The sequence below is a fragment of the Devosia geojensis genome, from assembly GCF_000969415.1.
Lineage (GTDB): Bacteria > Pseudomonadota > Alphaproteobacteria > Rhizobiales > Devosiaceae > Devosia > Devosia geojensis.
Genome location: NZ_JZEX01000001.1, coordinates 1 through 7158 on the forward strand (window position 1 = coordinate 1; position 7158 = coordinate 7158).

At 67.1% G+C, this 7158-nt stretch carries 6 protein-coding genes; all 6 read right to left on the minus strand.

Annotated elements, in window-relative coordinates; translation table 11 throughout:
* Nucleotides 1-229 precede the first annotated feature (229 nt).
* Complete coding sequence (locus VE25_RS00005; RefSeq protein WP_083988629.1) at nucleotides 230-1777, minus strand: DHA2 family efflux MFS transporter permease subunit; 1548 nt, start codon at nucleotides 1775-1777, stop codon at nucleotides 230-232.
* A gap of 32 nt (nucleotides 1778-1809) precedes the next feature.
* Complete coding sequence (locus VE25_RS00010; RefSeq protein ID WP_046106522.1) at nucleotides 1810-2142, minus strand: four-helix bundle copper-binding protein; 333 nt, start codon at nucleotides 2140-2142, stop codon at nucleotides 1810-1812.
* Nucleotides 2143-2205: 63 nt separating this feature from the next.
* Nucleotides 2206-2544: a VOC family protein gene (locus VE25_RS00015; RefSeq protein ID WP_046106523.1), complete on the minus strand. Its 339-nt coding sequence runs from the start codon at nucleotides 2542-2544 to the stop codon at nucleotides 2206-2208.
* A 493-nt stretch (nucleotides 2545-3037) separates the two neighbouring features.
* Complete coding sequence (clpB, locus tag VE25_RS00020) at nucleotides 3038-5659, minus strand: ATP-dependent chaperone ClpB (RefSeq protein ID WP_046106524.1); 2622 nt, start codon at nucleotides 5657-5659, stop codon at nucleotides 3038-3040.
* A gap of 189 nt (nucleotides 5660-5848) precedes the next feature.
* Entirely contained in the window at nucleotides 5849-6463 is a 615-nt protein-coding gene (locus tag VE25_RS00025) for a DUF4167 domain-containing protein (protein WP_052731621.1), read from the minus strand.
* Between the two features lie 343 nt (nucleotides 6464-6806).
* The coding region (locus tag VE25_RS22840) for a N5-glutamine methyltransferase family protein (RefSeq protein ID WP_160299932.1) at nucleotides 6807-7158 on the minus strand (352 nt) is incomplete at its 5' end.

Consider the following 7158-nt stretch of genomic DNA (forward strand, 5'->3'; position numbering starts at 1 on the left):
CACAACGACCCCCACCCTCAATCCCTCCCCTCAAGGGGGGAGGGAGGCGGTAGAGCCGATGATTCTATTCATCTATGAAGAGCTCTAGGTCGTGTGGACAGTTAGGTGATGGCGGCCTGCAAAGGGCAGTTTTCTGCGCTTCCGGTGCTCACGTACCCGAACGTACGCTGCGCTCCGGTTCTCGAAAACCACCCTTTTCGGCTCGTCCTGACCTAAATGTCCACACGACCTAGCCCGCCTGGCGTCCCGATTTCGTCTCCAGCGTCGTCCAGGCGATCGCCGCCGAGACGAGGCAGAGCGCGGCGTTGATGTAGGCGATGACCGCAAAGGTCGAATCGGTCGCCGCCTGCCGCGCCGATTCGGCGCCCGCATCGAGCGGCGCCGGCGGCACGAGGCCGAAGGCGATGCCGGGCCCGCCCGCTCCACCCATGAAACGCCCGAAGGCGACGGCCGCGACGAACCCCATCGTCGCGACGGCCAGCAGCGCGGCGACACGCGCCACGGCATTGTTGACCCCCGAGGCGATGCCGGTGTCGGCGTCCTCGACCGAGGTCATCACCGCCGTCGAGAGCGGCGAGACGACGAGGCCCATGCCGATACCCATGAGGCAGACGAGCGGCAGCACCGCGCCCCAGACGTTCTGCAGCGGCGCGGTGAAGCCGAGGCCCGCGAACGCCAGGCCGACGAGCACCGCACCGGCGGCGATGAGCGGGGCCGGCCCGAACCGGTCGGCGAGCCCGCCCGCCCAGGACGAGAGGAGGGTGAGCGCGACCCCGAGCGGCAGGAAGGCGAGCGAAACCTCGGCCGGCGAGACGCCCCAGCCGGCGATCATCGTCATCGGCAGGAAGAAGCTCACCGCCGACAGCGCAAAATAGAGGGTGAGGGTCAGCGCATTGGCGCCGGAAAAGCCGCGATTGGCAAAGAGCCGCAGCGGCAGCATCGGCCCCTTCGCCCGCGCTTCCCAGAAGAGAAAGCCGGTAAAGATGACGACGCCGCTGCCGGCAAAGGTGAGGATATGGGAGACCGAGGGGGTCCCCTCGTCACCCCCGCCGGTCAGCCCGAAGGCGATGAGCATGAGGCCGAGGCTGGCGAGGATCGCGCCGATCACGTCGAGCGAGCGCCCGCCCGCCGGCGGATCGGCCGGCACGCGCAGCCAGAGGAGCGCAAGCGCGACGGCCCCAAGCGGCAGGTTGATGGCAAAGACCAGCCGCCAGCTCCAGTCGCCGAAGACCGTGAGCACCAGCCCGCCGATGATCGGCCCGAGAATGGTGGTGAGCGAGGATGCCGCGGCCCAGAGGCCGATGGCCTTGCCGCGCTCTTCCTTGGGGTAGGCCTTGGCGATGATGGCAAGGCTGCCCGGCACCATGAAGGCCGCCCCCACCCCCTGCACGGCGCGCGCGAGAATGAGAAGGCCGGCGTTGGGCGAGAGCGCGCACGCGATCGAGGCGGCGGTAAAAAGCGCGATGCCGAAGCCGAAGACGCGGCGCAGGCCGAACCGGTCGCCCGCCGCCCCGCCGATGAGGATGAGGGCGCCGAGGAAGAGCATGTAGCTGTTCGACACCCATTGCGCATCGGCAAGGCTGGCGCCGAGATCGGCGCGCAAGGCGGGAATCGCGATCGAGAGCACCGAGCCGTCGATGAAGCCCATCGAGGAGGCGAGGATCGCCGACACCAGCACGTAGCGCCGGCGCGATACGGGGCAGAAGGTTTCCTCCCGGGGGTTTGCCACACCTTCGCTCTGCATCGCTTCCACCCGGATTTCCGCCCGCTCGATCATCGGCCCGTTCGCGCGGCGACGCAACGCCCCTGTCAGGCCGCCATTTCCCAGCAGCTCTCGGCGCAGGCCCGGCAGGCCGCGACGCACTCGTCCATGTCGCCGATCCGCTCGCAGTCGGCCGCGCATTCGGTGCAGATCTCGGCGCACTCCCGGCAGACATGCTTGTGATGCGGGCTGCCGATCAGCATGAAATGCGCAGCCGTGCGGCAGATTTCGGCGCACGCCATCATCAGCGTGAAATGCTGCTTTTCCACATGCGCGCCGCCGAGCTCGAGGCAGTGGTTCATGGCCATCGACGCGCAGGTCTTATAGCAGGCCAGGCACTGGTCGATGCAGGCCTGCATCTCAGGAGTAACGTGCTGCATGGGATTCTCCTCGGATTTGTTCCAGGAGGAGAAGCCCTGAAGGCACCCGCCGGTTGCCTCGCGCTACTCGCGCGAAACGTAGACGGCGAGCTCGCATCCGCCCGGCTCGCGGAAATGGAAGCGCCGGCCGCCGGGAAAATCGAACTGCGGCCGGGTGATGGTGCCGCCGGCGACCTTGACCCGCGCTTCGGCCGCATCGAGATCGTCGGTGCGGATGACGGCGAGGGGCGCCGCCACCCGCCCGTCCGTCGCGTCGATTCCGCCATCGATCCCCGCCCCGTCGAGGCCGGAATAGGTGGGACCGTAGTCGATGAGGCCCCAATCGAAGGCCTCGGCGAAGAACTTGCGGCTCGCCGAGCCGTCGCCGCTCGGGAATTCGAGATAGTCGATGGTGAACGCCATGGTCGCACTCCTTGTATGTTCTTGTTTTGTTCTAAAACATCCGTTGCGCAAACGCAATCACCTCGAGACCGGGCCGGGAGGTCGGGGCCGGTTGGCAAAAGGAAAAGGGCGAAGGAGCCTTGCGGTTCCCTCAGAAGAGCAACCGCGTGGGGCGCGGTCCCCCTTCTCCCCTTGTGGGAGAAGGTGCCCCGAAGGGGCGGATGAGGGGTCAGCCATGCGGCCATCGACGCCGGCATGCGCGGCGGCATCGCAGACCCCTCACCCTGATTTTCCGCTGAACGCGGAAAATCCGTCCCTCTCCCTCAAGGGGAGAGGGGAATCGTGCCTGTCATCCTTTCGGGAGCAGGGGCGGGGAAGCGAGGGATTAGGCCGCCGCGTCCTCTGACCACACGCCGGAAGTAAGGCCCCCTCACCCGCCACTTCGCGTCGACCTCTCCCCCGAAGGGAGAGGTGTGGGGCTGGCGACGCCGCCTCCGTCAACACATGACAGAGTCTAAGCTGCCGCGTCCTGAGCGGCCTCGCCGCCGGGCCGCAGCACCAGCCCCTCCTCGCCGGCATCGACGGTGACGGACGAGCCGTCGGCGATGCGGCCGGAAAGGATCTCGTCGGCGAGCCGGTCCTGCACCTCGCGCTGGATGACGCGCTTTAAGGGGCGCGCGCCATAGGCGGGATCGTACCCCTCGTTGGCCAGCCACTCGCGCCCGCGGGGCGTCAGCGTCAGGGTGATGTCGCGATCCTCCAAGAGGTGCGTCAGGCGCCCGAACTGGATGTCGACGATATCGCCCATGTGCGCGCGGTCGAGCCGGTGGAAGAGCAGGATCTCGTCGATCCGGTTGAGGAACTCGGGCCGGAACGAGGCCTTGACCATATCCAGCACCTTGCCGCGTGCAAGCTCGACCGATTCCCCGTCCTTCAATTCGACGAGGAATTCCGCCCCGATATTGGAGGTGAGGATGATCACCGTGTTGCGGAAGTCGACCGTGCGGCCCTGCCCGTCGGTGAGGCGCCCGTCGTCGAGCACCTGCAGCAGGATGTTGAAGACGTCCGGATGCGCCTTCTCGATCTCGTCGAAAAGGACGACCTGGTAGGGCCGGCGGCGCACCGCTTCGGTCAGCACCCCGCCCTCGTCATAGCCGACATAGCCCGGAGGCGCGCCGATGAGGCGGGCGACCGAGTGCTTTTCCATGAACTCGGACATGTCGAGGCGCACCAGCGCCGTCTCGTCGTCGAAGAGGAACTGGGCCAGCGTCTTGGTCAGCTCCGTCTTGCCGACGCCGGTGGGCCCCAGGAACATGAACGAGCCGATCGGCCGGTTCGGGTCCTGCAGGCCCGCCCGCGAACGGCGCACGGCCTTGGAGACGGCGGCGACCGCCTCCTCCTGGCCGACGACGCGCGCCCCGAGGGTCGCTTCCATGTGCAACAGCTTCTCGCGCTCGCCCTCGAGCATGCGGTCGACCGGGATGCCGGTCCAGCGCGAGACGACCTGGGCGATGTGGCTCGGGGTCACGACCTCCTCGACCATCGAGGGCGCATCGGCAACGCCGTCCCCATCCGGATCCTCGGCCGCCTTGATGCGCTTTTCAAGGTCGGGGATGACGCCATAGGCAAGCTCGCCGGCCCGCGCGAGGTCACCCTTGCGCTGGGCGATCTCGAGCTCGCTGCGCGCCTTGTCGAGCTCTTCCTTGAGCTTCTGGCTGCCCGAGAGGCGTTCCTTTTCCGCCAGCCACTTGGAGGAAAGCGCCTGCGCCTCTTCCTCAAGCCCGGCAAGGTCGGATTCCAGCCGCTCGAGCCGCTGGCGGGAGGCGTCGTCCGTCTCCTTCTTCAAGGCCTCGCGCTCGATCTTCAGCTGCATGATGCGCCGGTCGAGCTCGTCGAGGGCCTCGGGCTTGGAATCGACGGCCATGCGCAGCCGCGCCGCCGCCTCGTCCATCAGGTCGATGGCCTTGTCGGGCAGGAACCGGTCGGTGATGTAGCGATTCGAGAGCGTCGCCGCCGAGACCAGCGCCGAGTCGGAAATGCGGATGCCGTGGTGTAGCTCGTACTTTTCCTTCAAGCCCCGCAGGATCGAGATGGTGTCTTCCACCGTCGGCTCGTCGACGAAGACCGGCTGGAAGCGCCGGGCGAGGGCCGCATCCTTCTCGACGTGCTTCCTGTACTCGTCGAGCGTCGTCGCACCCACGCAGTGCAGCTCGCCGCGCGCGAGCGCGGGCTTCAGGAGGTTCGAGGCGTCCATCGCCCCGTCCGCCTTGCCGGCGCCGACGAGGGTATGCATCTCGTCGATGAAGAGGATGATCTGGCCTTCGGCCGCGGTCACCTCGCCGAGCACGGCCTTCAGGCGCTCCTCGAACTCGCCGCGGTATTTGGCGCCCGCGATCAGCGCGCCCATGTCGAGGGCGAGCAGGCTCTTGTTCTTCAGCGATTCCGGCACGTCGCCGTTGACGATGCGGATGGCGAGGCCCTCGGCGATGGCGGTCTTGCCGACACCGGGCTCGCCGATCAGCACCGGATTGTTCTTGGTGCGGCGCGAGAGCACCTGAATGGTGCGGCGGATCTCCTCGTCGCGCCCGATGACGGGGTCGAGCTTGCCGGCCCGCACGTCTGCGGTGAGGTCACGGGCGTATTTCTTCAAGGCATCGTAGGCGTTCTCGGCTGACGCCGAATCGGCGGTGCGGCCCTTGCGGATCGCCTCGATCGCCTGGTTGAGCGCCTGCGGCGTGACGCCCGCAGACGAGAGGATCTTGCCTGCGTCGCTGTCCTTCTCGACGACGAGGGCGAGCAGCAGCCGCTCGACGGTGACGAAGGAATCGCCCGCCTTCTGCGCCGCGCTCTCGGCGGTGTCGAACACGCGCGCCAGCTCGCGGCTCAAATAGAGCTGCGAGGCGCCGCTGCCCGAAACGCTGGGGATTTTCGCCAAGGCCGCCTCGGTCTCGGCGCGCACAAGACGGGGATCGCCCCCGGCGCGCTCGATGAGGCCGTTGGCCATGCCCTGATCGTCGTCGATCAGGACCTTCAGAAGATGCACCGGCAGGAACTGCTGGTGGCCCTTGCCGAGCGCGGTGGTCTGTGCGCTCTGGATGAAGCCGCGCGCCCGCTCGGTGTATTTCTCGATATTCATGCAACTCTCCTGTCTCGCCCGCGGACCGGCCTTGAAAAGCACCGGCGACCGCTGCGGAAGCGTTGGTTTGGAAACGCCCAATGAACCGGCGCGTTTCCGTCTTCGAAATGGGATATAGGAAGAGCTTGAAAAACTAAAAGGCCGGGCTCCATGCCCGGCCTTTGAAAAGATTGGATCAGACGCCCCGCCCTACTCCGCGGCTGCCGTGCCGCCGGCGGTGATGAAGGCGGGCAGTTCGCCGATCTCGGGCTGCGGAGAGCTGGCCGGATCGGCCCCGTTCTCGGCGCCCGCGGCGGCGCGGCGACGGCGCGGACGACGCTCGCGCTTGCGCGGCTGCTCGCCTTCGCCCTCGGCGGCGGGGGCAGCCTCGGCGGTTTCGCCCGCAGCGCCCTCGGCGCCGTTGACGGCAGCGGCGGTCGCCGGCTCGGCCTCGCCCTCGCTCTCCTGGCGCTCGGGCGCCCGTTCGGAGCGGGAGGCGAAGCGGTTGCCCATATCCTCGTCGCCGTCGAAATCATCGTCGTTGTCCTGCCCGCTGTCGGGCCGGAAGTTCTGCGGCTGGGCCGCCATGACGATGCGATAGTAGTGCTCGGCGTGCTGGAGATAGTTCTCCGCCATCACCGAATCGCCGGACGACTGCGCGTCGCGGGCGAGCTGGGTGTATTTTTCCGCGATATGGGCGGCGTTGCCGCGCACCTTCACATCGGGGCCGTTGCTCTCGTAACTGCGCGAAAGCGGATTGGTGTGCTTGCGTCCACCGTTACGGTTGCGCGAGCGGTTCTTGTTGTTCTGCTGGTTGGGTCTCATCGGGTCGCTTTGTAACTCTGAAAAAGTAAGCGTCACATCACTGGCGGACACGCAGATGCCGTGTCTGGCCAACAGCCGGGCGGTGCCTCAAACGCGCCGCGCATCGGTCGCAGTCTGGCTTCATGAAGACCTAGAACTGTCTGGCGGGACCGCCACTGGCTCCGGATTCATCAAACGCGTGGGCCGGGTGTCTCCGCCGGGTCCGCGCTGCGCCATGCAGCTTCATGATGAACGGGTGGCCATCACCGTGGCGCTCATGATGCGCCGTTGACAGCACCGGCAAACTATATCGTTCGGCTTGGGTTTCCAAGCACAAATTTCGCGGTTGCGGCGATATGCGCTTTCAAGGGTGTAGATGGTGCCCCGATACCACACGGTCAAGACCCGCGAGGTCTTTATCTATCGCAACGTTCCGAAAGCCCGCTTTCTCGAGGAGCTCGGCGACGGTCCTGCCCTGCCCGCTGCCGATCTCGACCATCAGCCTGCCGCCGGGTTTGAGATGGCGCGGTGCGCCGCCGGCGATGATGCGGTAGGGCGCAAGACCATCGGGGCCGCCATCGAGGGCGAGCAGGGGATCGTGCCCGCGTACTTCGCGTGCGAGGCGGGGGATTTCGTCCGATTCGATATAGGGCGGGTTGGAGACGATGAGGTCGAAGCGTTGAGGGTTTGCCGACTGTTGCGGCTCCCCCCCACCC